28 protein-coding genes are annotated in these 24794 nt (G+C 67.9%); 9 read left to right on the top strand and 19 right to left on the bottom strand.

The window, feature by feature from the left end; all coding sequences use genetic code 11:
- The first annotated feature begins 196 nt into the window (after nucleotides 1-196).
- The 5 genes from AC0685_RS36875 (at nucleotide 197) to AC0685_RS36855 (ending at nucleotide 3046) form a co-directional block, all read left to right on the top strand.
- Nucleotides 197-823: a LysE family translocator gene (locus AC0685_RS36875; RefSeq protein WP_478229703.1), complete on the top strand. Its 627-nt coding sequence runs from the start codon at nucleotides 197-199 to the stop codon at nucleotides 821-823.
- Complete coding sequence (locus AC0685_RS36870) at nucleotides 820-1440, top strand: LysE family translocator (RefSeq protein ID WP_478229702.1); 621 nt, start codon at nucleotides 820-822, stop codon at nucleotides 1438-1440. Before AC0685_RS36875 ends, AC0685_RS36870 begins: the two co-directional genes overlap by 4 nt.
- Before the next feature lie 61 nt (nucleotides 1441-1501).
- Nucleotides 1502-1693, top strand: a complete 192-nt coding sequence (locus AC0685_RS36865) for a hypothetical protein (RefSeq protein ID WP_478229701.1) — start codon at nucleotides 1502-1504, stop codon at nucleotides 1691-1693.
- 291 nt (nucleotides 1694-1984) lie between these two features.
- Nucleotides 1985-2161: an LPXTG cell wall anchor domain-containing protein gene (locus tag AC0685_RS36860; protein ID WP_478229700.1), complete on the top strand. Its 177-nt coding sequence runs from the start codon at nucleotides 1985-1987 to the stop codon at nucleotides 2159-2161.
- Between the two features lie 36 nt (nucleotides 2162-2197).
- Nucleotides 2198-3046: a trypsin-like serine protease gene (locus AC0685_RS36855; RefSeq protein ID WP_478229699.1), complete on the top strand. Its 849-nt coding sequence runs from the start codon at nucleotides 2198-2200 to the stop codon at nucleotides 3044-3046.
- Here AC0685_RS36855 and murA read toward each other — a convergent pair whose 3' ends face one another.
- Complete coding sequence (gene murA, locus AC0685_RS36850) at nucleotides 3047-4321, bottom strand: UDP-N-acetylglucosamine 1-carboxyvinyltransferase (RefSeq protein ID WP_465367979.1); 1275 nt, start codon at nucleotides 4319-4321, stop codon at nucleotides 3047-3049.
- A 61-nt stretch (nucleotides 4322-4382) separates the two neighbouring features.
- On the opposite strand from murA, the gene AC0685_RS36845 reads away from it, so the two are divergent.
- Nucleotides 4383-4955: a cob(I)yrinic acid a,c-diamide adenosyltransferase gene (locus AC0685_RS36845; RefSeq protein WP_478229698.1), complete on the top strand. Its 573-nt coding sequence runs from the start codon at nucleotides 4383-4385 to the stop codon at nucleotides 4953-4955.
- Between the two features lie 81 nt (nucleotides 4956-5036).
- On the opposite strand, the gene AC0685_RS36840 is transcribed toward AC0685_RS36845, so the two are convergent.
- From AC0685_RS36840 to AC0685_RS36755, 18 genes are all read right to left on the bottom strand, one after another.
- Nucleotides 5037-5189 carry a hypothetical protein gene (locus AC0685_RS36840; RefSeq protein ID WP_478229697.1) on the bottom strand — a complete coding sequence of 51 codons (153 nt, stop codon included), beginning with the start codon at nucleotides 5187-5189 and terminating at the stop codon, nucleotides 5037-5039.
- Nucleotides 5190-5278: 89 nt separating this feature from the next.
- On the bottom strand, nucleotides 5279-6514 hold the full coding sequence (aroA, locus tag AC0685_RS36835) for a 3-phosphoshikimate 1-carboxyvinyltransferase (RefSeq protein WP_478229696.1): 1236 nt from the start codon (nucleotides 6512-6514) through the stop codon (nucleotides 5279-5281).
- 75 nt (nucleotides 6515-6589) lie between these two features.
- The gene (locus tag AC0685_RS36830) at nucleotides 6590-7024 is read right to left on the bottom strand and encodes a DUF2550 domain-containing protein (protein WP_039915170.1); all 435 of its coding nucleotides are present in this window, start codon (nucleotides 7022-7024) and stop codon (nucleotides 6590-6592) included.
- Nucleotides 7025-7049: 25 nt separating this feature from the next.
- Nucleotides 7050-7415 carry a F0F1 ATP synthase subunit epsilon gene (locus AC0685_RS36825; RefSeq protein WP_016336851.1) on the bottom strand — a complete coding sequence of 122 codons (366 nt, stop codon included), beginning with the start codon at nucleotides 7413-7415 and terminating at the stop codon, nucleotides 7050-7052.
- Nucleotides 7416-7529: 114 nt separating this feature from the next.
- The gene (gene atpD, locus AC0685_RS36820; protein ID WP_038508936.1) at nucleotides 7530-8954 is read right to left on the bottom strand and encodes a F0F1 ATP synthase subunit beta; all 1425 of its coding nucleotides are present in this window, start codon (nucleotides 8952-8954) and stop codon (nucleotides 7530-7532) included.
- Entirely contained in the window at nucleotides 8954-9898 is a 945-nt protein-coding gene (locus tag AC0685_RS36815) for a F0F1 ATP synthase subunit gamma (RefSeq protein ID WP_478229695.1), read from the bottom strand. Before AC0685_RS36815 ends, atpD begins: the two co-directional genes overlap by 1 nt.
- A gap of 11 nt (nucleotides 9899-9909) precedes the next feature.
- On the bottom strand, nucleotides 9910-11547 hold the full coding sequence (gene atpA, locus AC0685_RS36810; RefSeq protein ID WP_478229694.1) for a F0F1 ATP synthase subunit alpha: 1638 nt from the start codon (nucleotides 11545-11547) through the stop codon (nucleotides 9910-9912).
- 54 nt (nucleotides 11548-11601) lie between these two features.
- Nucleotides 11602-12423 (bottom strand): F0F1 ATP synthase subunit delta, encoded by an 822-nt coding sequence (locus AC0685_RS36805; protein WP_478229693.1) that lies wholly within the window; start codon nucleotides 12421-12423, stop codon nucleotides 11602-11604.
- Nucleotides 12424-12429: 6 nt separating this feature from the next.
- A complete protein-coding gene (locus AC0685_RS36800; protein ID WP_478229692.1) occupies nucleotides 12430-12993 on the bottom strand; it encodes a F0F1 ATP synthase subunit B in 564 nt (187 codons plus the stop codon).
- Nucleotides 12994-13027: 34 nt separating this feature from the next.
- The gene (locus AC0685_RS36795; protein ID WP_478229691.1) at nucleotides 13028-13285 is read right to left on the bottom strand and encodes an ATP synthase subunit c family protein; all 258 of its coding nucleotides are present in this window, start codon (nucleotides 13283-13285) and stop codon (nucleotides 13028-13030) included.
- A gap of 62 nt (nucleotides 13286-13347) precedes the next feature.
- Complete coding sequence (atpB, locus tag AC0685_RS36790) at nucleotides 13348-14145, bottom strand: F0F1 ATP synthase subunit A (protein ID WP_478229690.1); 798 nt, start codon at nucleotides 14143-14145, stop codon at nucleotides 13348-13350.
- Between the two features lie 377 nt (nucleotides 14146-14522).
- A complete protein-coding gene (locus AC0685_RS36785) occupies nucleotides 14523-14978 on the bottom strand; it encodes a hypothetical protein (RefSeq protein ID WP_478229689.1) in 456 nt (151 codons plus the stop codon).
- 57 nt (nucleotides 14979-15035) lie between these two features.
- Nucleotides 15036-16187 carry a glycosyltransferase family 4 protein gene (locus AC0685_RS36780; RefSeq protein WP_340683754.1) on the bottom strand — a complete coding sequence of 384 codons (1152 nt, stop codon included), beginning with the start codon at nucleotides 16185-16187 and terminating at the stop codon, nucleotides 15036-15038.
- A gap of 88 nt (nucleotides 16188-16275) precedes the next feature.
- The gene (locus AC0685_RS36775) at nucleotides 16276-16926 is read right to left on the bottom strand and encodes an L-threonylcarbamoyladenylate synthase (RefSeq protein WP_478229688.1); all 651 of its coding nucleotides are present in this window, start codon (nucleotides 16924-16926) and stop codon (nucleotides 16276-16278) included.
- Between the two features lie 80 nt (nucleotides 16927-17006).
- Nucleotides 17007-18992, bottom strand: a complete 1986-nt coding sequence (locus AC0685_RS36770) for a M6 family metalloprotease domain-containing protein (protein WP_478229687.1) — start codon at nucleotides 18990-18992, stop codon at nucleotides 17007-17009.
- Nucleotides 18993-19170: 178 nt separating this feature from the next.
- Nucleotides 19171-20037, bottom strand: coding sequence for a peptide chain release factor N(5)-glutamine methyltransferase (gene prmC / locus AC0685_RS36765; RefSeq protein WP_034308966.1), 867 nt, complete (start codon nucleotides 20035-20037; stop codon nucleotides 19171-19173).
- Between the two features lie 84 nt (nucleotides 20038-20121).
- Nucleotides 20122-20670 (bottom strand): HD domain-containing protein, encoded by a 549-nt coding sequence (locus AC0685_RS36760; RefSeq protein ID WP_478229686.1) that lies wholly within the window; start codon nucleotides 20668-20670, stop codon nucleotides 20122-20124.
- Nucleotides 20671-20677: 7 nt separating this feature from the next.
- A complete protein-coding gene (locus AC0685_RS36755; RefSeq protein ID WP_478229685.1) occupies nucleotides 20678-21025 on the bottom strand; it encodes a MerR family transcriptional regulator in 348 nt (115 codons plus the stop codon).
- A gap of 59 nt (nucleotides 21026-21084) precedes the next feature.
- On the opposite strand from AC0685_RS36755, the gene AC0685_RS36750 reads away from it, so the two are divergent.
- The 3 genes from AC0685_RS36750 to AC0685_RS36740 all read left to right on the top strand — a co-directional run bounded on the left by AC0685_RS36750 (nucleotide 21085) and on the right by AC0685_RS36740 (nucleotide 24718).
- Nucleotides 21085-21852, top strand: coding sequence for an alpha/beta fold hydrolase (locus AC0685_RS36750; RefSeq protein ID WP_478229684.1), 768 nt, complete (start codon nucleotides 21085-21087; stop codon nucleotides 21850-21852).
- Nucleotides 21853-21911: 59 nt separating this feature from the next.
- Nucleotides 21912-23348, top strand: coding sequence for a glycan biosynthesis hexose transferase WsfD (gene wsfD / locus AC0685_RS36745; RefSeq protein WP_478229683.1), 1437 nt, complete (start codon nucleotides 21912-21914; stop codon nucleotides 23346-23348).
- 104 nt (nucleotides 23349-23452) lie between these two features.
- Entirely contained in the window at nucleotides 23453-24718 is a 1266-nt protein-coding gene (locus tag AC0685_RS36740) for a glycosyltransferase family protein (RefSeq protein ID WP_478229682.1), read from the top strand.
- Nucleotides 24719-24794: the final 76 nt, after the last annotated feature.

Genomic DNA, 24794 nt, shown 5'->3' with positions numbered 1-24794 from the left:
TGTTCTTGGGGAAACTTGGGGAAAAAACGCCTCTCCTGCTTCCGTCGGTGTGGGTGGTTGGGGGGGGGGGGTTGGGTTCCCACCCAAACCCCCCCCCCACGACCCACCCGGCCCAGCGGCTACCGCGGCCGCGGAATCGTGACTGTGACCGAAATCCGCGAGACTCGCCCGTGCCCGGCGTCTAGCGTGGGTGACCGTGACGTGGAGTGCGTACAGCAGCTATCTGGTCATCGTCGTCCTGATCGTCCTCGCGCCGGGGCCGGACACGATGGTGATGCTCAAGAACTCGCTCTCCGGCGGCACCCGCGGCGGCTTCCTCGCCACGGCCGGGATCTTCGTGGCCAACGCCGTCCAGGGCACCGCCGCCGCGCTCGGCCTCGGCGTCGTGATCGCGCAGTCGCAGCCGGTGTTCGTGACGCTCAAATGGGTCGGCGCCGCATACCTGGTCTTCCTCGGTTTCCAGGCGTTGCGCGGCGCGTGGCGGGGCGACTACTCCGGTGTCACGGCGGTGAAGCAGCAACGATCGAGCGGATTCCGCCGCGTCCGTGAGGGCTTCCTTTCCAACATCACCAACCCGAAGGTGCTCGTGCTGTACCTCTCGGTGCTGCCGCAGTTCCTCGACCCCGTGACGACCTCGGCGTGGCACGCGCTGCTGCTCGCGTACACCGTCGCGGTGCTGGGCGCGGTCTGGCTGCTGACGCTGTTGTTCTTAGTGCATCGCGTGCGGGCCTGGCTGGAACGCCGCAAGGTCCGGCGCGCGCTCGACGGCGTCACCGGGACCGCGCTGGTCGGATTCGGCGCCGCTTTGGTGCTCGAGTCATGACCTGGGGTGTCTACGGCGGTTTCGCGCTGATGATGCTGGCGCTGGCGCTCGTCCCGGGCCCGGACAACATGGTGGTGCTGAAGAACGCGCTGTCCGGCGGTGTCCGCGGTGGCGGCTGGGCCTGTTTCGGCATCGGCGTCGCGAACCTCGCGCAGGCGACCGCGGCGGCGCTCGGCCTCGGCGCGGTCATCATGAACTCGCGGCCGGTGTTCGAAGCCGTGAAATGGGCGGGCGCGGCCTACCTCTGCTACCTCGGCGTCCGGGCACTGATCGGCGCCTTCCGCGGCGACTACGGCCTGCTCGCCGAGACCGCCGCCGCCCGGAGCGGATTCCGCCGCTGGCGGGAGGGTTTCCTCTCCAACTTCACCAATCCGAAGGTCCTCGTCCTGTACCTGTCGGTGCTGCCGCAGTTCCTGACCCCGGGCGTCACCGGCACCGGGGACGCCCTGCTGCTGGCCTACACGATCGCGGCGGCGGGCACCATCGCCCAGCTTCTGCTGCTGTTCTTCGTGCACCGCGTCCGGGCCTGGCTGGAACGCCGCAAGGTCCGGCGCGCGCTCGACGGCGTCACCGGGACCGCGCTGGTCGGATTCGGCGCCGCTCTCGTCCTCGAGTAACCCCTTCGGTCGTTTACGCGATACTCCGGATGTCGCAATGGCGCGACCTTAGGAGGCTTCGATGAACAAGAAGACCTACGGCGTTCTCGCCGGAGCCGCCTTCTCCCTCGTTCTTCTCGGCGCGGCCCCCGCCGACGCCGGTGAGCGCGGCAACGGCGTCGCCCCGCCGGGACGCGCCCAGGACACCACCAAACCGCAGCCTCCGTCCAAAGCGGACTTCTCCGGGCACGGCGCCAACAAGCGCGGGCCCTAAGACTCGACACGGGACGGTTCGCCGTCGGCCAACGGCAACGGCGGTGGTGAAGCGGCCGGAAAGCCGTGCGCGGGCTGCGTCGGCAAGGCCGACAACAAGAACCCGCCCGGACAGCTGCCCGGCGGCTCGGATGCCAACGCGGGTTACGAATGCGACCGCAACCACGGCGTCGGGCGCGGCAATCCCGCGCACACCGCCTGCGTGCCGGACCGGACACCGCCTGCCTCGAACCCTCCGGCCGAGACTCCCCCGCGCGGGGGACCGCACAGCGAGGGCGTCCGTCCCGCGGCCGTGCCGGTAGCGGTCCAGGGCGAGGCCGTCACGCCTCGGCCCGTCAGCGCGGTCGCGAGCCCGCCTTCGCTGGCTAAGACCGGTTTCGAACTCGAACCCGTGCTGCTGACCGGGCTGGGTTCGCTGGCCGCGGGTGCCGCGCTGTACGCGGGGACCCGGCGGCGCAGGGACGCGTGACTACTTTCGGCGGATGACTTTCGGGCGCCCACCACATTGAATCCCGTCTCCAGAAGCACGAGACGAGGCGGCGCCACCGCCGCGCCCGCGATCAACTCCTACAACGCCACGCCCGCACCGGAGCGCACCGAGGTCGGTGCCCTCGTCGCGACCTGGGACAACGACGGCGACCCCGCCACACCCGACCGGGTCGACTGGGTGTGCTCGGGCACGATGGTCGACGCCGACACCTTCCTCACCGCCGCGCATTGCACCACCGATTGGCCGGCCAACGTGCGGTTCTTCGTCTCGCTCGACCAGGACGTGCAAGCGGGTCTCGACGCGGCGGCAAAGAAGTACCCCGGCGACCCGGCGGCGATCGCCAAGGCCGTCGCGGTGGAAGGGGTCGCGCACAACGAGCCCGGATACCCCGGCAACTCGGCCGACTCGCACGACATCGCCGTCGTCCAGGTGCCCGCGAAGCAGGTCTCCGCGCGCTGGACCTTCACTCCGGCCACGCTGCCGAGCGCCGGCCAGCTCGACGCGCTCGGGCCACAGGCGCTGAACTCGACGCCGTTCGTGGTCGCCGGCTACGGCACGCAGGAGGCCGTGAACGCGCCGGGCGGGCACACCCATCCGGGCGGCGGAGTCCGGATGAAGGCGCCGGTCACCTTCAACGCGCTGAACAACACGTGGGTGCGGCTGGCGATGACAGCGCCTCAGGGCAACGGCGGCGCCTGCTACGGCGACTCCGGTGGGCCGAACTTCGCCACCATCGGCGGCAAGCGCGTCCTGGTGTCGACGACCATCACCGGCGACGGACCCTGCTTCGCCACCAACGTCACCTACCGGCTGGACTCGCCGACGTCGCGTGACTTCCTCGCGCCGTTCGTCGCCCTGCCCTGATCAAGCCCGGTCAGGCTCCCCGGCCACGCGCTCGATCCTGGCACCGAGCCGGTTCAGGTTCTCCACGAAGTGCGGGTAACCGCGGTCGATGTGGAAGACGTCCCAGACCTCGGTGACGCCGTCCGCGCAGAGACCGGCCAGCACCAGCCCGGCACCGGCGCGGATGTCCGCGGCCCACACCGGAGCACTCGAGAGCTTCTCCACGCCGCGCACGACGGCGTGGTGGCCATCGGTACGCGCGTCGCCGGAAAGCCGCATCATCTCTTCGATGAACCGGAACCGGGCCTCGTAGATGTTCTCCGTGATCATCGACGTGCCTTCGGAGACCGCGGACAGCGCCACCGCGAACGGCTGCAGGTCGGTCGCGAAACCGGGGTACGGCAGCGTCACCCAGTCGACCGCCTTCGGGCGCTCGTTCTGGACGATGCGGAAACCCTTGTCGCCGAACGTCTCGACCTCGGCGCCCGCCAGGCGGAGCTTGTCGAGGACCAGGTCGAGGTAGTGCGGGTTGACGCCGCGGACGGTCAGGTCGCCCCTGGTCATCGCGGCGGCGAACGCCCAGGTCGCGCCGACGATCCGGTCGCCGATCACGCGGTGCTCGGTGGGGTGCAGCTTCTCGACGCCCTCGACGGTGAGGGTCGAGGTGCCCGCGCCTTCGACCTTCGCGCCCATCTCGGTCAGCATCGTGCAGATGTCGACGATCTCGGGCTCACGCGCGGCGTTGTCGATGACCGTGGTGCCCTCGGCGAGCACGGCGGCCATCAGGATGTTCTCGGTGGCGCCGACACTCGGGAAGTCCAGCCAGATCTGCGCGCCGCGCAGCCCGTCGGCCTTCGCCACGACACAGCCGTGCTCGATGGTGCTGGTGGCGCCCAGCTTGCGCAGTCCGTTCTGGTGCATGTCCAGCGGACGGGAACCGATGGCGTCACCGCCCGGCAGCGCGACGACGGCCTGCTTGAGCCGTCCGACCAGCGGACCCAGCACGCACACCGACGCGCGCAGCTTGCCCATCGCGGCCGAATCGGCCCGGTGCGACAGCTCGGCCGGAGTGGTGATCTTGGCGGTGTCGCCGTCGATGACGACGTCGCAGCCGACACTGCGCAGGACGTCGCCCATCAGGGGGACGTCCAGGATCTGGGGGCAGTTCGTGATGGTCGTCGTACCCTCGGCCAGCAGGGCCGCGGCCATCAGTTTCAGGACGCTGTTCTTGGCCCCGACCACGTCGACCTCGCCGACCAGCCGTGCTCCGCCGTGCACGTCGAAGTGCTCGCTCATGGGCGCCAATCATGCCCTCTCGCCCGGATTTGCCTTACGCCGGGCCGGTAGAGTCGGCTTCATGGTCGTACGCATCAACCGCGTGTACACGAAGGTCGGCGACAACGGCACCACGGCGCTCGGCGACGGCTCCCGCGTGCCGAAGACCTCGCCACGGCTGGGTGCGTACGCCGACGTCGACGAAGCCAACTCCGTCATCGGGCTCGCGCTCGCGATGGGTGGTCTCCCCGAGGAGATCACGCAGGTGCTGCGTGCGGTGCAGAACGATCTCTTCGACGTCGGCGCGGATCTGTGCGCGCCGATCGTGGAGAACCCGCCGTACGAGCCGCTGCGGATCACCGAGCGGTACATCGAGCGGCTGGAAGGCTGGTGCGACGAGTTCAACGAGCGGGTGCCGAAGCTGACGTCGTTCATCCTGCCGGGTGGCACCCCGGGTGCGGCGTTCCTGCACCAGGCCCGCACGGTCGCGCGGCGGGCGGAGCGTTCCGGCTGGGCGCTTTTCGAGGCCGAGCAGGCCACGACCAATCAGCTGGCGATCAAGTACCTGAACCGGCTCTCGGATCTGCTGTTCATCCTGTCCCGGCTGGCGAATCCGGACGGCGACATCCTGTGGCGGCCCGGCGGCGCCTCCTGACGACGCGATCCGGCACCTGGTCGCGGTCGTCGCGTGAGCGATCACCGCGACCAGGTGCCGGATCGCGTGATGGGTAGGAGTTCAGCCCTGTTCCTGTGCTGCCCAATAGCGCTCGAGGTCGACTTCGGGCGTGCCGTCCTTGCCCGGGTCGATCGCCTTCATCGTGATCGTGTCCTCCAGGGACACGGCCTCGGGAAGGTGGCTCCAGCGGTTCGTGTCCTCGCTCTGAGTCATATGCCGAGAATAGCCGCGCGGCATACCGGAAGGCCGGTAGAAATGCCGCTTCGTGATGATCCCATGTTTCCGCGGGCGCATTCAGAGGACTAAGTGCCCCAGGAAGCCCGCAGTGAAGCGAGAGCGTCGTGGAAACCCGGGAACGTCTTCTTCACGCAACCCGGGTCGTCCAGCGTGATCCCCGGCGTCCGCAGCCCCGTGACGCTGAACGACATCGCGATCCGGTGATCCCGACGGCACTTCACCAGCGTCCCCGTCGGCACACCCGGCTGGATCTCGATCCAGTCCCGCCCCGTCTCGACCGAGACACCCATCGCGCGCAGGTTCTCCTCGCATGCCGCGAGCCGGTCGCATTCCTTGATCCGCGTGTTGTAGACATCCTCGATCCGCACCGGCCCGTCCGCGAACGGCGCGATGGCCGCGAGCGTCGGCACGGTGTCGGAGATGTCGCGCATGTTCACCGTGACGCCGCGCAGCCCGCCCGTCCCGGTCACGGTCACGGCGTCCGGGCCCACCTCGACGTCCGCGCCCATCTGCCGCAGGACTTCGACGAAGGCCAGATCTCCTTGCAGGGCACCGTCACCCAGGCCCGGCACGGTCACCGAGTTGCCGGTCAGCGCGGCGGCCGCGAAGAAGTAGCTGGACGTCGAAGCGTCGGGCTCGATCTCGTAGTGGCAAGCCCGGTACGGCGTGGGCGGCACGACGAACGTGTCGCCGTCCCGGACGACCTCGACGCCGAAGCGCCGCATCATCGCGATGGTGATCTCGACGTAGGGCACCGAAACGAGGTCCGTCACGGTGATCCGCAGTCCCTCGGACGTCAGCGGCCCGACCAGTAGCAACGCGGTCAGGAACTGGGAGGACAGCCCCGCGTCCAGCGTCAGCTCCCCGCCCTTGATCCCGTCGGCCCGCACGACCAGCGGATGGTGCCCCGGCGAGCCTTCGAAGGTCAGGTCGACGCCCAGCTCCTGCAACGCGTCGGTCAGCGGCCCCAGCGGCCGGGCGCGCATCTGCTCGGAGGCGTCGAAGCGGAAGGTGCCGTGCCCGGCCGAGGCCAGCGCGGGCAGGAAACGCGCGGTGGTGGCACCATCGCGGCAGAAGACGTCGGCGCTGTCGACGGCGGGCCCCTCGGGCCTGCCTTCGATCGTCCACTCCCCGTCAGTGCGGGAAACCTGGTAGCCGAGCTTGAGAAGGCCTTCGGCGAAGCCCTCGGAGTCATCCGAACGCAGCGGCCTGCCCAGCACGGTCGTCCCGTGGGCGGCGGCCGCGAGGAACAGGCCTCGGGCGGTGATCGACTTCGAACCGGGGATGTCGACGATGGTCACGGCGTGAGCATACGGCGTGCTCGAACGGCGAACTCGCGTGCTCAGAGACGGGACATGCGTGCTTGGGGGCGTAACTCAGGAGGCGCGTGGGAGGCGGCGGCCCGGCGGGGCCGACTCCAGCCAGGAGAGGAAGCCGGTAAGGGCACCGGGACCCATCGCGATCTCGATCGCCTCCTGCGTGGCGGACTCACACCGCAGGACGATCGAACCTTCGGGGACGGCGTACGCCTCCGTGCCGGAGGGATCGCGCCGGTCCGCGATCTCCATACTCGCCCGCTGGAAGACCCGGTCCGGGCCGGTCCGCAGGCTCCACACTCGGAACCAGACGAACTCGTCGCCCTCGTAGCGGCCCAGCCCCAGATGCCAGCTGGACCGCGCCTCGTCCGGACGCCACCGCAGGGCGACACTCACGCCACCACCGCGGCGCATCCGGACCCACCGCAACGAATACCAGGCCACGACGACGGCCAGGATGGTCAGGGCCCCGAGAACACCCACGGCGATTTCCACGGCCCGGCCCCTGTCCTTCGCCCGGTCAGACTGACTGACCGGCCGCGCGGAGCTGGGCGGTCGCCCTAGCCCGCTCTTGCTCGTCTTCGCCGGTCAGCGCCTTCTTGGCCGCGTCGACGTCGATCTCGTCCGAAAGCTCCGCGCTCTCGGCGAGGATGCTCACACCGGTCGCGGTGACCGACAGGAACCCGCCGTGCACCGCGGCGGTCACGGTCTCGCCGTCCGTGGTCGTCACCTTCACGACGCCACCCTCGACGAGCTGGCCAAGAACCGGCTCGTGACCGGCCATGATGCCGATCTCGCCCTCGGTGGTCTGCGCCACCACGAACGTGGCGGTACCGGACCACAGACGGCGCTCGACGGCTACCAGCTCGACAGAAATCTCAGCCACGTAGCTTCCCTTCACCTCAGGTGCTGGCACCGAGTGTAATAGTCAATGATCCCGGTAAGCGAACGACGGGACCAGCGTCCACAGTAGACACTGATCCCGCCGCTCATCGGAACATCACTTCTTGGTGATTTCCTTGTACTTCTTCTCGAGGTCTTCGAGGCCACCGATACCCAGGAACGCCTGCTCCGGGTAGTGGTCGAAGTCGCCCTTGGTGATGCGGTCGAAGGACTCGATGGTCTCCGACAGCGGCACGGTCGAGCCCGGCTGACCGGTGAACGCCTCGGCGACCAGCATGTTCTGCGACAGGAACCGCTCGATGCGGCGCGCGCGCTGAACGGTCAGCTTGTCCTCTTCCGACAGCTCGTCCATACCGAGGATCGCGATGATGTCCTGCAGCTCCTTGTACTTCTGCAGGATCCGGATGACCTCGGAGGCCACGCGGTAGTGGTCCTCACCGACGATGGCCGGGTCGAGAATGGTCGACGTCGACGCCAGCGGGTCCACCGCCGGGAAGATGCCCTTCTGGAACACGCCACGGGAAAGCTCCGTGGTGGCGTCCAGGTGGGCGAACGTCGTCGCCGGGGCCGGGTCGGTGTAGTCGTCCGCGGGGACGTAGATCGCCTGCATCGAGGTGATCGAACGACCACGGGTCGAGGTGATCCGCTCCTGGAGCTGACCCATCTCGTCGGCCAGCGTCGGCTGGTAACCCACGGCCGAAGGCATGCGGCCCAGCAGGGTCGACACCTCGGAACCGGCCTGGGTGAACCGGAAGATGTTGTCGATGAAGAGCAGCACGTCCTGGTTCTGCACATCGCGGAAGTACTCCGCCATGGTCAGCGCGGACAGCGCGACCCGCATGCGAGTGCCCGGCGGCTCGTCCATCTGACCGAAGACGAGGGCGGTGTCGTTGATGACGCCGTCCTCGGACATCTCCAGGAAGAGGTCGTTGCCCTCACGGGTGCGCTCGCCGACACCGGCGAACACCGAGGTACCACCGAAGTTCCGGGCGACACGGGTGATCATCTCCTTGATGAGCACCGTCTTGCCGACGCCGGCACCGCCGAACAGGCCGATCTTGCCACCCTGCACGTACGGGGTCAGCAGGTCGACGACCTTGAGGCCGGTCTCCAGCATCTCCGTCTTGCCTTCGAGCTGGTCGAAGGAGGGCGGGTTGCGGTGGATGCCCCAGCGCTCGAGGTCCTCGCCGTAGCCGGGCTCGTCGAGGCACTCGCCGAGCGCGTTGTAGACGTGGCCCTTGACCTTGTCGCCGACCGGCACCGTGATGGGGCCGCCGGTGTCGGTGACCTCGGCGCCACGGACGAGGCCGTCCTGCGGCTGGAGCGAAATGGTGCGGACGAGGTTGTCACCGAGGTGGCTGGCGACCTCGAGCGTCACCGTCTTGCGGAGCTGCTCGAACTCGATTTCGACCTTGAGCGCGTTGAACTGGTCGGGAACGGAACCGCGCGGGAATTCGACGTCGACGACCGGGCCGGTCACCGAGACGATGCGCCCCTTGGCACGGGCTTCAGTACTGGTCATCAGTCATCACTTCCTGCTGCGGTGAGAGCGTTCGCCCCACCGACGATTTCGGAGATCTCCTGGGTGATCTGCGCCTGGCGGGCCTGGTTCGCCTCCCGCGTCAGCGTGTTCACCAGTTCGTTCGCGTTGTCCGACGCCGCCTTCATCGCGGTGCGTCGGGCCGCGAGTTCGGACGCCGCCGACTCGAGCATCGCCGCGAAGATCCGCGTCTTGAGGTACTTCGGCAGCAACGCGGCGAGCAGCTCCTCGGCGTTGGGCTCGAACTCGTAGCCCGGCAGCAGACCGGCGGACTTCTCGTTCTCGTCCTCGTCGTCGCTGTACTCGACTTCGAGCGGCGCGACACGCTTGGCGACCGGCCGCTGAGTGAGCATCGAGACGAACTCGGTGTAGACGACGTGGATCTCGTCGACACCGTCGATGCCGTCGGCGTTGCCTTCCTCGTCGTCCGCCCCGGCGAGGAAGGACTCGACGATCAGCTCACCGACCTCCGCGGCGTTGACGTAACCGGGCTGGTCGGAGAAGCCCGTCCAGCTTTCGGAAACCTCGCGGCCACGGAACCGGTAGTAGCTCAAGCCTTTGTTGCCGGTGACGTAGAGCTCGGGCTGCTTGCCCTGCTCACGCAGCAGCGTGAGCAGTTCCTCGGTCGCCTTGAGCACGTTGGAGTTGTATCCACCGCACTGACCCTTGTCGCTGGTGATCACGAGGACCGCCGCGCGCTTCGGGTTGGGGCGCTCGACCAGGAGCGGGTGGTCGAGGTTCACCGAGGCGCTGGCCAACGCGGAGAGCACCTTCGTGATCTCGTCCGAGTAGGGCCGCGACGCCGCGACCTTCGCCCGCGCCTTGGTGATGCGCGCGGTGGCGATGAGCTCCATCGCCTTGGTGATCTTGCCGATGGACTTGGTCGCCTTGATACGCGACCGGAGTTCTCGGAGTTGTGCGGCCATGAGCTATCAGCTCACTTCTTCGGTGCGGGCTTGTTGACCTTGACGGTCTCCTGCCCGACCTTCTCGGCGTCCATCGCGTCGGAGACCTCGACCAGGCTCTTGCCCTCGGAAGTGGTGAACTCCTTCTTGAACTCGTTCACCGCGTCGACCAGCCCGGAGGCGGTCTCGTCGGAGAACTTGCCCGATTCGCGGATGTCCTTGAGGAGCTCGCCGTGCCTGCGACGCGCGGAATCGATGAACTCGTCGCGGAAGCGGCGCACGTCCTCGGTCGGGACCGAGTCGAAGTGACCGTTCGTGCCGAGGTACACCGTGACGACCTGCTCCTCGACCGGGATCGGCGAGTACTGCGGCTGCTTGAGCACCTCGTACAGGCGGGCACCACGCTCGAGCTGCGCCTTCGACGCGTCGTCGAGGTCCGAAGCGAAAGCCGCGAAGGCCTCCAGCTCGCGGTACTGCGACAGGTCGATACGGAGCGAACCCGAAACGTCCTTCATCGCCTTGACCTGCGCGGCACCACCCACACGGGAAACCGAGATACCCACGTCGATGGCCGGGCGCTGACCGGCGTTGAACAGGTCCGACTGGAAGAAGCACTGACCGTCGGTGATCGAAATGACGTTCGTCGGGATGTAGGCCGACACGTCGTTCGCCTTGGTCTCGATGATCGGGAGACCGGTCAGCGAGCCCGCGCCCAGCTCGTCCGAGAGCTTCGCGCAACGCTCGAGGAGGCGGGAGTGCAAATAGAAGACGTCGCCGGGGAAGGCTTCGCGGCCCGGCGGGCGACGCAGCAGCAGCGAGATCGCGCGGTAGGCGTCGGCCTGCTTGGTCAGGTCGTCGAACACGATGAGGACGTGCTTGCCCTCGTACATCCAGTGCTGGCCGATGGCCGAACCGGTGTACGGCGCGATCCACTTGAAGCCGGCGGAGTCCGACGCGGGGGCCGCGACGATGGTGGTGTACTCCATCGCGCCGGCGTCCTCGAGGGACTTCTTCACCGCGGCGATCGTGGAGCCCTTCTGGCCGACCGCGACGTAGATGCAGCGAACCTGCTTCTTCGGGTCGCCGGTCTCCCAGTTGGCCTTCTGGTTGATGATCGTGTCCACCGCGACGGCCGTCTTACCGGTTTTTCGGTCACCGATGATCAGCTGGCGCTGGCCACGGCCGATCGGGGTCATCGCGTCGATCGCGGTGATACCGGTCTGCAGCGGCTCCGACACCGGCTGGCGCTCGACCACCGAAGCGGCCTTGACCTCCAGCGGGCGGCGGTCGGTGGTCTCGATCTCGCCGAGGCCGTCGATCGGGGCGCCCAGCGGGTTCACGACGCGGCCGAGGTAGCCCTCGCCGACCGGAACCGAAAGGACCTGCCCGGTCCGCTTGACTTCCTGGCCTTCGACGACGGTCTCGAAGTCACCGAGGATCGCGGCACCGATGGAGCGCGCGTCCAGGTTCAGCGCCACACCGAGGACCCCGCCGGGGAACTCGAGCAGTTCGTTGGCCATCGCCGAGGGAAGGCCCTCGACGTGGGCGATGCCGTCACCGGCGTCGATGACGACGCCGACTTCTTCCCGGCTCACGTCCGGGGCGTAACTCGAGACGTAGTTCTCGATCGCGCTACGGATCTCATCCGAGGAGATCGTCAGCTCCGCCATTTCAATCCCGCTCTCGCTTCGTTCGTGCCAGTGTGCAAAGTCGTTGTTATGGGTTCAGCTGGCCAACCGGCGACGCAGGGCGTCGATGCGCCCCGCGGTGCTGCCGTCGATGACCTCGTCGCCGACGCGGACGACGAGTCCGCCGCCCAATGACGGGTCGACCTCGACGTGCAGCGCGAGCTGCCGCCCGTACAGGGCGTTGAGCTTCTCGCTCAGCCGAGCCTGCTGCTCGTCGGACAGCGCGCTCGCGCTGGTCACCTGGGCGACCGAGCGTTGACGGCGTTCCGCGGCCAGCCGGACCAACCGCTCGAGGGCATTGGCGACCCCGCGGCCCTTGGCGCGCAGGACGACCTGCTCGACGAGAGTCTCGGTGACCACGTCCACCTTGTCGGCGAACAGGGTGCGGACCAGCGTCCGCTTCGCCTCGGCGGGGGCGGTCAGGTCGGACAGGGCCCGTTCGAGCTCCGGCTCGCCCGCAACGATACGGCTGACCCGGAACAACTGGTCCTCGACCGCGTCGAGGTTCCCGGACTTCTCCGCACTGGTGAGCAGCGCCGAGCGGCCGAGGGCCTCGAGCCCGTCGGTCAGTTCGCGCGGGCTCGACCAGCGGCTGCCCGCCACGGAGTCGAGCACCTGCAGGGCCGGCTCGGAAACCTTGCCCGCGAGAATCCCGCGAGCGAGGCCGATCCGGGCGTCGGGCGTGGCCGAACCGTCGGCGACGGCCCGGCGCAGGCCGATCTCCCGGTCCAGCAGGGCGACGACCGAAAGCAACTCGTCGCCGACCGTCGCCGGGTCCGTACCCGCGGCGGCCAGAACCTCGCCGAGCCTGTTCTCGGCGAGGTCGAGCGCTTCACGGCTCGCAGCATGCAGCGTCATTCTGGTCTACTTCCCCGCTCCGAGACCGGCACCGTTGGTGCCCGCGGTCTCCAATTCGGCCAGGAACCGGTCCACGGTGCCGTGACGGCGCGCGTCGTCCGCGAGCGACTCGCCGACGATGCGGCTGGCCAGCTCGACGGAGTTACGGCCGAGTTCGGCACGCAGTTCGGCGATGATCTGCGCCTTCTGGGCCTGCAGCTGGGCCTGCCCCTGAGCGACGATGCGCTGGGTCTCGGCCTCGGCCTCGGCCCGCAGCTCCACCTTGATCTGCTCGGCTTCGAGCCGGGCGTCGTCGCGGATCTTCGCGGCCTCGGAACGGGCTTCCGCCAGCTGCGCCTTGTACTGCGCGAGGTTTTCCTCGGCTTCGGCCTGCGCCTTCTCAGCCCTTTCGATGCCGCCCTCGATCAGCTTGCTCCGCTCCTCGTACATCGCCTCGAAACGAGGAACGACGTACTTCTTGAGCACCCACAGCAGCAGGAGGAAGGCGACGAACCCGAGGATCAGCTCGGGAATGTGCGGCAGGATCGGGTTGGGCGCCGTGGCGGCCAACACCAATTCGGTCTTCAGCACAACGTCTCCTTAAGCGAGATGAGCTAGCGACAACTCAGCTGGTGGAGGCGAGGAAGTAGACGACGATACCGATCAGCGCGAGCACCTCGACCAGCACGAAGGTGGAGAAGGCGATGCTCTGCAGCTTGCCCTGCGCCTCCGGCTGACGGGCGGTGCCGTTGATGACCGCGGCGAAGATCAGACCGACGCCGAGGCCGGGCCCGAGGGTACCGAGACCGTAACCGATGGCGGCGAGGCCCGGGTTGATGCTGGTGGCGGCCTCGGCAGCCTGCGCAAGAACGATGTTGCTCACGTGCGTTTCCCTTCAAACTCGGTCCGCGCGACTCACGCGGATCGGGGGCTTTTGGTGTTCTCTCAGTGCTCCGACGCCAGTGCGGCGCCGATGTACCCTGCGGCCAGGAATGCGAAAATGTACGCCTGCAGGATCTGGATGAATGCCTCCAGGAACGTCATCGCGATGGCGAAGAGGAACCCGACCGGCGAAGCGAGTTTCACCAAACCTTCACCATCGGTCAGCAGGAAGCTGCCACCGAGGGCGAAGACCATGATGATGAGATGCCCGGCGAACATCGCCGCGAAGACCCGGATCGCCAAGGTGGCGGGGGCGATGAAGAACTTCTGCGCGAACTCGATGAGCGCGTACAGCGGCATGACGAACCACGGCACGCTCGGCGGCGCGAGTTCCTTCTTCAGATAACCACCGAGACCGTGGCGCTTGATACCCACGTAGTGGTACACCGGGTAAACGACAAGGAACGCGAGTGCGAGCGGGAAGCCGATCCGTGACATGGTCGGGAACTGAAAGAACGGGATGATCCCGAAGAAGTTGTTCACCAGTACGAAGGTGAACAGTCCCAGAATCAGCGGAATGAACGGCTTGAAGTCCTTCGAGCCGATCTGGTCCCGCGCGATGTTGTTACGGCCGAAGCCGTAAATCGACTCGGCCAGGAACTGTCCCTTGCCAGGGACGACCTTCAGCTTGCGCGAGGCAAGCAGGAAAAAAGTGGCGATGATGACCACGGACATGATCACCAGCAACATCGGCTTGGTGAAGCTCAGCCAATAGCCGGAGCCGAACAACGGCGGCAGGTTGAAGTCCGCGATGCCTGGCGGCTTGAACTCCGCACCCTCGGCTAGTACCAGCGCGCCCACTGGGCTCCTTCCGGTTCTCCCGGCCGGCGTTCACTCCGCCGGGGGAATCGTCACGATCTGGACTTAACGTACCCGACACGTATCGGGCCGTCGGAGGCGGCCACCCCACGATGTGCTGAACATGGGATCACGTTCCGCGCACGAGGATTCTCGCTGCAATACTCCCGGAGGACAGACGCCTGACAGCGGCATGAGGGGACGATTCAACTCCGTCGCCACACTGCTGTTCGGGGTTCGTCATCGGGAGCAGGCAGCCGAGGCCGCCGCCCACACGCGGACCATATCAGCCGCTTCCCACGCACCGTACAGGCGTACTACTTTGCCCTGATCGGTCGAGGACCTAGGTCCCGTCCCAGGTCAGGACCTTCGTCCCGGATTCAGCGGGAAGCAGGGATGATCGTCGGGATCTTGACCTTGCGGAACGCCGCGAACTCCACGCCCGCGGCCAGGAGGATGCCCACGATCATGGTGATTCCCAGCGACATGGGATGCACGGCGGAGACGCCGCGGAGCAGGGAAAGCGCCCCGAAAAGGAGGAGGACCTTGGCGATGTAACCACTGAGAGTGATCGCCAGCACGAACATCGGGTCCAAGCCGGCGCAGAAGCGCATCATTCCCAGCGTCGCCAGGGCGGACGCGATGGCGAGCACGCCACCGATGACCGAACCCACGAGCCCGGGCAGTCCATTGAGGATGGTGAACACCACGACGCACACGAGAACCGCGGGCGGGGTGATGCGCAGGGAAGCCTTCGTCATCGCGTTGGCCGCCTGCAGGACCACCTTGGCGTGGGGGTTCTCCTCCGCCTCGACGGTCTTCTCGGTCTCGCTCACAGAAAACTCCCTGGTCGTCTCAGCCCGCCAGTGTAGGCCCGTGCCGGTGTGTGCGGTTCAGGCGGTCCGGTTCCGGGACCGCAGCCGGGGCACGATCGACACCAGGGTCGCCAGCAGGAAGCCGAAGCCGACGATCCAGAAGACCGCGGCGCTGTCGAACAGCGTGACCGAAACCGCGCCGAACGCGAGCAGGCCCGCCCACAAGTAGATGAGCAGCACCGCGCGGCGCTGGGAGTGGCCGATCTCCAGCAGGCGGTGGTGCAGGTGCATCTTGTCCGCGGCGAACGGGCTCTCGCCGCGACGGGTGCGGCGGATGACCGCCATGATCAGGTCGAGCATCGGCACGAACAGCACCGCGGCGACCACGACAAGCGGCGAAAGCAACGCGAGTGCGTCCTTTCCGCTGAACTGCGGGTACGGCACGCGGCCCGACGCGGACGTCGTCGCGCCCGCCAGCATGAGGCCGATCATCATCGAACCCGAGTCGCCCATGAAGATCTTCGCGGGCTGGAAGTTGTACGGCAGGAAGCCGAGACAGGCCCCGGCGAGCGTGGCGGCGATGAGGGCGGGCGGGTACGCGCCGACGTCGCCACCCGAGGAGTCGAGCAGGCCGAGAGAGAAGGAACAGGTCGCCGCGGCGGCGATGAAGCCGAGGCCGCCGGCGAGCCCGTCGAGGCCGTCGACGAAGTTCATCGCGTTGACCATGACGACCACCAGCACGACGGTCAGCAGCGCGCCCTGGTTCTTGTCCAGCACCAGCACCTGGCCGAAGGACTCGCCACCGCCGCCCCACGGCACCCAGAACGACACCCACTGCACACCGAAGATCACCAGGATCCCGGCGCACATGACCTGGCCGGCCAGTTTCGTCCAGGCGTCCAGCTCGAACCGGTCGTCGAGGGCGCCGATCAGGGAGATCACCCCGGCGGCGAGCAGGACGCCCAGCGAATCGAAGGAGAAGTCGAAACCGCGGCTCAGCGCGGGCAGCTGGTGCGCGAGCCCCATCGCGGCGGCGACGCCGAGGAAGATCCCGATACCGCCCATCCGCGGGATCGGGGTGACGTGGACGTCGCGGGCCCGCGGGTTGGCGATCGCGCCGATCCGGATGGCGACCCGGCGCACAACGCCGGTGAGCAGGAAGGTCACGGCCGCCGCGGTGAGGGCGACGAGGATGTACTCCCGGATCGGGAGGCCTTGCGTAGGAGGCATGATGCGTTACGCCGCCGAGGTCCAAGTCACTCGAACACGCTACCGCGTGAGGGGGATACGCCCGGACACGGTACTGACACCCGGTGAATCAGGCGAGTGACTCCGCGGGCACTCCCAGTACTTCCGCGACGGCGGCCCGGCTGACCGCGCCCTCCCGCAGGATGACCGGGTCGTCGCCGGTGAGATCGACCATCGTGGACGGAACGGGCTCTCCGGTGGAGCCGCCGTCGAGGTACACCGCGACGCTGTCGCCGAGCTGATCGACGGCCTCCTGCGCGGTGGAGGCGGGCGGCTGTCCGGAGACGTTGGCGCTCGAGACCGCCATCGGGCCGACGTCACGCAGCAGTTCCAGCGCGACCGGGTGCAGCGGCATCCGCAGCATCACCGTTCCGCGTGACTGGCCGAGATCCCACTGCAGGCTCGGCGCGTGCGGCAGGACGATGGAGAGGTCGCCGGGCCAGAAGGCCTCGATGAGCGCGCGGGCCTGCGGCGGCGTGCCGAGCACGAGCCCGTCCACAGTGGACCAGGAGCCGACCAGGACGCCGACCGGCATGTCCGGGCCGCGGTTCTTGGCCCGGAGGAGGGACTGGACGGCGCCGCTGTCGAAGGCGTCCGCGCCGATGCCGTAGACCGTGTCCGTCGGGAGGACGACGAGACGGCTGGACCGCACGGCGCTCGCCGCCGCGGCGAGCCCGTCGGCCCGGGATTCATGCTTGCTGCAGTCGTACACCGCGCTCATGGCCTGTGAGCGTAGCCCTGCGGCCTCGTGAGTGGTAAGGACGGTTCTAACCGTCCTTACCGCTCACGAGCCGTGCTGGGTCAGAAGGCGAAAGCGGTGCAGAACGACGTCGCCGTCTTCGCCGGATCCGCGATCGACGTCGCGGTCAGCTTGATATGCGCGACGTGGTCACCGCCCGCGGCCCGTTTGGCGTGCGCCGTCGCCGAAGACCGCCCGCCGAACGGGACGGTCGACAGCTCGTTCGGCAGCCGTACCTCCCAGCCCTTCGCGTTGGTGGACGCGCTCAGCCGGTAGGTGTCGGTGTCGAACGGCGCCGCCGCGCCCTTCGCGTCCCCGGTGTTGAACACCGGGAACGAGCAGCTCGCGAGGCCCTGCTTGGCGAACGCCGGGGCCGATGGCCACAGCGAAACACCCCTGGCCCGAGAGCCGGCGCCGTCGAGCGAAGCCACCGTGACGACGTAGGACAGCACGCCCTTGCGGTCGCGCTCGACGTCCGAGACGAGGAACTTCAGCCTGTTCGCCTCGTCGGTGTACTCGTACTTGCTCGCGGAACCGGTGCCCGCCTTGAACGCCGCGTCGTTGAGCTGGCGGTAGTCGCCGATCGTGATCGGCACCGCGGTGCCGTCCGGTTTCTTGTAGTCGGTCATGCCGATGTCGGCCGGATTCGCGTCGACGATCCATTCGAACGGCGCGTTGTCCTGGTTCTTGGTCTTCGCGATGATGACCCCGGAATCGGGGGCGAAGGAATCGCTGCCCATCCGGTCGACGACCTCGACGGTGTAATTGTTGTATCCACCGCCGTCACAGAACGGATCCTTGGACCGGTCGCATTTCGGCGAAAGGTCCCCGCCGGTCAGCGCGATGTTGATGCCGCTGTAGGCACCCTGCCCGGGAAGAACCGAACGCGCCGTGATCCTCGCCGAAACCGGGCCGGTCTCGGCGAGCTGGTTCCGGTCGAGTTTCAGCACGTCCTCGGGGTCGATGATGTCGAGCTTCATCTTGGTGCGCAGCATGTGATGCGAGCCCATCGAGCCACCCTGCGTCGCCGGGATCTGCCAGCGCGTGTGCGGTCCGCCCGGGCCGTTGAAGCTGCCGCGCGACATCATCTCCCACGGACCGGTGTAGGTCCTGGACGGCGGGGTGCCGAACGGGTTGTTGTAATTGTCGCCGATACCGAGAATGTGGCTCAATTCGTGCGCGTAGACCGCCTGACCCGAGCTTTCGGCCTGGGTCGAGGAACCGGTGACCGCGTTCGGCCAGATACTCGCCGCCGATTTCCAAGACGTCCACGGAACGTACCGGGTGGACGCGGCGTTCGGCATTCCCGCGACACCGGGGCCGAATTCGTCGGGCACGTTCCCCGGCTCGCCGAACTTCATCACGCCGAATTCCTGCCAGGTCGCGCTCTCGTCCTGGCCCGCGGAAAGGTAGAAGATGAAGTCGAACTGCTTGGCGACGTCACCCACGTCCGCCCGCCAGGCCGCCCCCGCGTCGGCGCGCAGGTCACGCTTGCAGTTCGCGTCCGACGGACAGGCGTCGGGCTGGAACTCCATGCCGTATTCGAAGGACTTGCCGGGCAGGCGGTACGGCCCGAACGCGGTCAGTTCGACCCCCATCCTGCCGCCGGAGTCCTCCATCCAGTACTCGTTGATGGTGTGGCCGCGGTTGATCGCCTGCGGCTTGTTGAGGAAGTCCTGGTAGAACTTCGCGACGTCCGCGCGCGGGATGTTGCTCGCGGCGGGGCCGGGGTTGCCGAACACCGTCGAATGCGTCGGCTGCGTGACGGCGAACTCCTGGTCCGGGTAGTCCGCGAGCACCACGGCGCCCTTGAACGTCCGCTTCGTCGGCTTCAGCGCGGGGTCGGCCCAGTTGGTGCCGGGCGGCTTGCGGTAGTCGTCCCACGTCATATGGTCCTGGTTCTCCCAGGTCGACCCGTCGATCGGGGCGGGCCAGCCTTTCACCGGCACCGCGGCGGACGCGGGTTGGGCGACCAGACCCGGCAGCAGCGCGACGGTGGCGAGGACGGCGAGTGTTCTGAGTGGGGCTCGTCGGAGAGACGATCGCATCGGGGTACACCTCCCAGTCGGACCGCCGATGAGGCGGCCGTGCTCGACGTTAAGAGGTGGCCTTTGCCGTGGGCACCGCCGGAAGTCGTGAGTCTCGCTAACTATCCCCCGCGGTCAGTCCTCTGGATGCGGTCCTTGCGCGTGCAAGTACCGCATTCAGAGGGCTAAATGCAGGGGGTCAGGAGACGCGCAGGGCGGTGACGAACCGCGGCCGTCCGGCGAGATCGAGGTGCCCCTGGACATCGGTGAGCACCCGTCGTGCCCGCACGAGCGCCGGGACGGCGGAGCCGTGCGTGTCGTCGTGCTCGATCGCCATCCCGCCGGTGGGCCGCAGCAGGCGCGCGGCCGCGGCGATCGCGTGCCGGATCACCGCCAGCCCGCTCTCCTCCGCGAACACCGCCCGCGGCGGGTCGTGCTCCGCGACCTCCGTCGGCACAGGCGTGCCTTCGGGGACGTACGGCGGGTTGCACAGGACCAGGTCGACGAGCCCGTCGAGTTCGGCGAACATCGTGCTGTCCGCGACGTCGCCGGAGTACAGGCGGATGGGCGTGTCCCCCGCGTCGGCGTGGACGTCCGCGTTGTGCCGGGCCCACGCGAGCGCCTGCGCGTCGATGTCGACCGCGTAGACGACGGCGTCTGGCCGCGCGTGCTGCACGGCCAGCGCCAGCGCGCCCGACCCCGTGCACAGGTCGACCACCACCGGGTACTCGCGCCCGTGCAGCAGTTTGAGGCCCCATTCCAGGAGCAGTTCGGTCTCCGGGCGCGGGACGAACACCCCGGCGCCGACGTTGACCGTGATGTCGCCGAGCGCGGCCCAGCCGGTGAGGTACTGCAGCGGGATCCGTTTGGCCCGCTGGTTCACGAGCTGGCCGATCGCGTCGATGACGGGCGGGTCCACCAGCGGCACCATCGGCAGGCGGCCGCGTTCGACGCCGAGGACATGGGAGGCGATCAGTTCCGCGTCCGAACGCGGTGACGCCACACCGGCCTCGGTGAGGATGCGGGTCGCTTCCATGATGGCGAGGCGCAACGGCTGCCGGTTCACTGGTGTTCCTTCACAGAGTCAAGCCTGACACACGAGGCACGCGTGCCGGGGTCGATACACGCGGGCCCAGGGTATCGATTCCTTTCACCTCACCCGCCACGAGAGCGACGACAACGTCAGTGCCGCTTCGGCCACACGCCGCGCCAGGTCGGTCTGAAGGCTCTTCGTCGCCGAAGCGATCCACTCGTCCACGTTCCGTACACCGACATCGCGGTATTCGACGGCTTGAAGCAACATCTCCAGCTTGTCCGCGTCACGCGCGTAGAGTGCTTCCGGACTCTCAGCGGACTCGTACTCGTCGACGGCGTCGCGCACCGAGTCACGCGCTGCACCGGGAAGCGACGACGTCTGCGCGGCGGTGATCGCGCGCGGATCCGGCTTCTCGACGAAACCCTTGATCGTGTGCGGAAGGTCGCCGGTCCGCGTCTCCTGCGTGTCGTGCCAGAGCGCGAGATACGCCGCCTTCGCCGGGTCGGCACCGCCCTCCGCCGCGAGCAGACCGGCCAGCTGCGCGACCCGGGCGGTGTGCTCGGCGACCGATTCGGGATCGCGGACCCCCGCCTGCCACCACCCGGCCCGCCGGATCCGCTTGAGCACACCCAGTTCGAACCCGAATCTGGCCAGGGCCTCCACAGTTCTCCTACGCGTCGAGAGTGAGATATCCGACCAGTGTCCCGCGCCGCCGGCGGAGGGTGTCGATGCGGTCGTCCATTTCGGCCAGTTCGCGCCGGATCTCCCCGACGACCGTGGGGCACAGATCGAGTTCCGGCAGTTCGCCGTTCGCGCACGGCAGCACCTTCGCGATGACCTGCGTGCTCAGCCCGGCCGCGAGGAGCGCGCGGATCTGCCGCACGGTGGTGACCGCGTCTTCGTCGAAGCTGCGATAGCAGTTGGAGTCGCGCCGCGAGACCAGCAGCCCCTGCTCCTCGTAGTAGCGCAGCAGCCGCTGGCTCACGCCGGTCCGCCGGGACAGCTCGCCGATCAGCATGTGACCCCCGTCATCCGAGTTTGACCTTCACATCGATGTCAGTACCTAACGTCGCCGGCATGACGAATCATTTCGCGCGCGTCGTCCGCGGTTCCGGTCCCGGCCTGCTGCTCGCCCACGGCAGTGGCGGCAGCGTCGAGGGCAACTTCGGGAGCATCCTCGACGACCTCGCCCGCACGCACACCGTCGTCGGCCCCGACTACCCCGGCTCCGGGGCCACGCCGCGCAGCACCGAACCGCTGGACCTCGACGCCGTCGCGGACGAGCTGGTCTCCATCACCGTCGAGGCCGGCCTCGAACGCTTCGCGATCCTCGGCTACTCGCTCGGCACCGGCGTCGCCGTCCGCGCCGCGACCCGGCACCCCGATCGGGTCACCGGGCTCATCCTGACCGCCGGGTTCACGAAACCGGACAACCGGCTCCTGCTGGCCGTCGACATCTGGCGCGAGCTGCTGACCGGCGACCGGAAGCTGCTCGCGAAGTTCCTCACTTTCGCCGCCACCGGCGAGAAGCAGCTGAACGCGCTGACCCCCTCGGAGCTCGAAGCCACCATCGAAGGACTCGCCGGATTCATCCCGGAGGGCAGCCCCGAACACGCGGCCCTGGTCGCGAACGTCGACACCCGCGCCGAACTGGCCGGGATCTCGGTCCCCACCCTCGTCATCGCCACGACACTGGACGGCCTCGTCCCGCCGGTCCACTCCCGCGAACTCGCGGCCGGGATCCCCGACGCCGAATTGGTCGAGATCGAGGCCGGGCACGGTATCGGCACCGAGGCCCGCGACGAATGGCTCGGCGTGATCCAGAAGTTCCTCGACCAGGCATAGTTCTCGTATACAGAGGGTGCCGAGTCGATCACTGTGCCGGATATTCTATGGTGGCCCGGATGAGGTATCGGGAGATCGGTCTGCCCTTAGGCGTGTTTTCCGCCGCGCTAGGCGTGCTGCTCGTCCGTTTCCTTGTTCCGCGCCCGATCGGCATGGCGGACAACGGTGACGGCTGGCGCATCCTGTGCCGGCTCGGCGCCCGCGAGCTCGACAGGCCTTCGGAAGACTTCGTCCGCTTCTCCTACGGCCCTGCCCCGGCCTGTAACAGCGAGTACATCTCCAGCCAGAGCTGGATCGACAAGATCGCCAGCGAACTCGGACAGCTGCTCGGCTCGTCGGCGATCCTGGACCTCCTGGTGCTGGGCGTGCTGGGCTGCCTGCTGGTCGCGGGCGGGATCGCCGCGATCGTGGCGGGCCTGCGCCTTTCGGCCCGGAACAGCGTCATCGCCACGGTCGCGCTACTGCTGGTCGTGGCGGACTCGGCCTTCTTCGGCTACTTCGCCTCGGTGCTGAGCGAGGGTGCCGCCTTCGTCGGGATGCTCCTGCTCGCCGGCGGGCTCCTGCTCATGCATCGCACCGGGCCGTGGCGCTACGCCGGCGCCGCGGTCACCGTGCTCGGCGCGATGATCGGGATCAACGCCAAGTCGCAGACGCTGCTGCTGATCCCGGTGTTCGCGCTCGCGCTCCTGTTCGTCCGGCCGGCGGGCAGCCGTGGCCTGGCCCGATGGGCCCTGCCGCTGGCCGTGCTCGCCGTTGTCGGCACGGGCACCGCACTGGTGCAGGGTGCGGGCGACTCCGCGAACGCGGAGTACCGCGAGGCCAACATGTATCACGTCGTGTTCAACGGGATCGTGGACGGGAAACACGACACCACCGGCGATCTCGCCGCGCTGGGTCTCCCGCCCGAGTTCGCCGAGTACGTCGGCACGGGCTGGTGGAGCGACAACGCGGCGTGGCACTCCCCTGAGTATCCGAAGTACCGCGACAAGATCAGCCGCCGCAACGTCGCCCAGTACTACCTCGAACACCCGGGCCGCGTGGTCCAGATGCTGCACCGCTCCGCGCAGGAGACGCTGACGGCCCGCGTGCCGAACCTCGGGAGCTTCGGCGAGCACGCCGGGCAGCCGCCGATGGCCAAGGAGTACCGGATCCCCGTCCTGTCCGGGATCACCGGCTGGATCGCGCCGCTGGGGTTGTTCGCCCTCCTGCCGATCTGGCTGCTCATCGGCTGGGCGGGGCTCCGCGCGTTCCGGAACCGCACCGGGCGCCGCGACGTGGGCATCGTGGTGCTCATGTTCCTGCTGTTCGCGATGGGACAGTTCCTGCTCTCCGGCCTCGCGGAAGGCATCGAGAACATCAAGCACCAGCAGCTGACGATCTTCCCGACCTTGCTCGCCGCCGCCTTCGCCGCGCTTTCGTTCCTTCCGCGGCGAAACAACGAATCGGACCTCGAAAAACCGTCCGAGACCAGGGAAACAGCGACCGCGCTCTCCTGAATCCGCGGTATTCGGACAAGTCCGGTGGGCCGATTCAGTTCCGGTCACCGGGGCATCGGCACCCCGCTCAGGCCATGCCGTGCCGCCCCTGTAGGAATTCAGTCATGACCGACATGATCACGGCGGGCCCCACCAAGGTTCCCGCGGACGCGAGCGAGCGAAGATCCGGCCGCGAGCGAGTGCTCGGCTGGCTGGCCGGGGACTACGGCAAGGTCCTCTTGGTCGTCCTCGCCTGGAACGTCGCACTGACCGCGGTGGCGTGGCTGTTCGGCCCCTCCACTCCGTCGAGCGAGGGTATTCCCAAGACCGGTATCGGCTCGACGCTGAGCCTGCTGTCCCACACCTACCGCTGGGACGCGGGAAACTACGGCGAGATCGCCGAACACGCGTACACCGGCGACTTCATCCCGGTGCGGGCCTTCTACCCGGTGTTCCCGATCTGCGTGTGGCTGGTCAAGACCCTCAGTTTCGGCACTCTCGGCCTGCTCACGGCCGGGTTCATCGTCAACCTGATCGCGACCTGGCTGGCAGGCGTCGCCCTGCTCAAGATCGCCCGGTTCTTCCTCACCGCGACTCGCTCGCACTGGCTGGTCGTCGGCGCGTTCCTGACCGCGCCCGCCGCCTTCTTCCTGCACTCGTTCTACAGCGAGGCGGTGTTCTGCGCACTCGGCTTCTGGGCGTATCTGTTCGCGTTACGGCGCCAATGGCTGTGGATGGGACTGTGCCTGATCCCGCTCACCGCGTCGCGGATCACGGCCGTGGTGTTCATCGGGCTGTGCTTCCTCGAGTTCTGGCGTTCCGCCGGCTGGAAGCCGCGCGGCCTGCTGTCCTGGCCGATCCTCTGGTTCCCGGTCGCGTATGTCGGCCTCGGCGCGCACATGCTGTACATGAAGCTCGAGACCGGCAGCGCGACCGCCAGTTTCACCGCGCTCGAAAGCGCCAGCACCTGGTCGTACCACAAGTTCAACCCGAACATCCTCAGCACGACGTTGACGGAACTGAAGATCACCGCGAGCGCGCTCACCGGCGGCAGCCCGATGACCGGGTGGACGCTGATGAGCCACGTACTGCCGACGATCGGCCTGGTCCTGCTCGTGGCCTCGTCGATCTACTTCTTCGTCGCGCTGCGGTCGAAAGGCCTGCCGCTCGCGCTGTTCGGGATCGCCTCCTTCGTGATGCTGACGCTGAACAGCAACGTCGTCTCTGTACACCGTTATCTCCTTCCGTGTCTGGTCATGTACTTGGCGTTGGTCCATTTGGCCGAATGGCGACCGAAACTGCGCGGTGTGATTTACGCGACGCTGTACCTGAATTCGCTGATCTGTACCGCGATCTTCATCCGGTTCGCGACAGGTCACTGGGCAGGCTGAGAAACCGGCAGGGTCCCGGAAAAGCCTTTCAGCGATCTTCTAGAATCACTCCGCTCAGGCCGTGAGAGTCACTCAC

The sequence above is a fragment of the Amycolatopsis sp. NPDC043889 genome, from assembly GCF_056435645.1.
The sequence above is the reverse complement of the archived record's forward strand: the minus strand, read 5'-3'. Positions and strand labels throughout refer to the sequence as shown.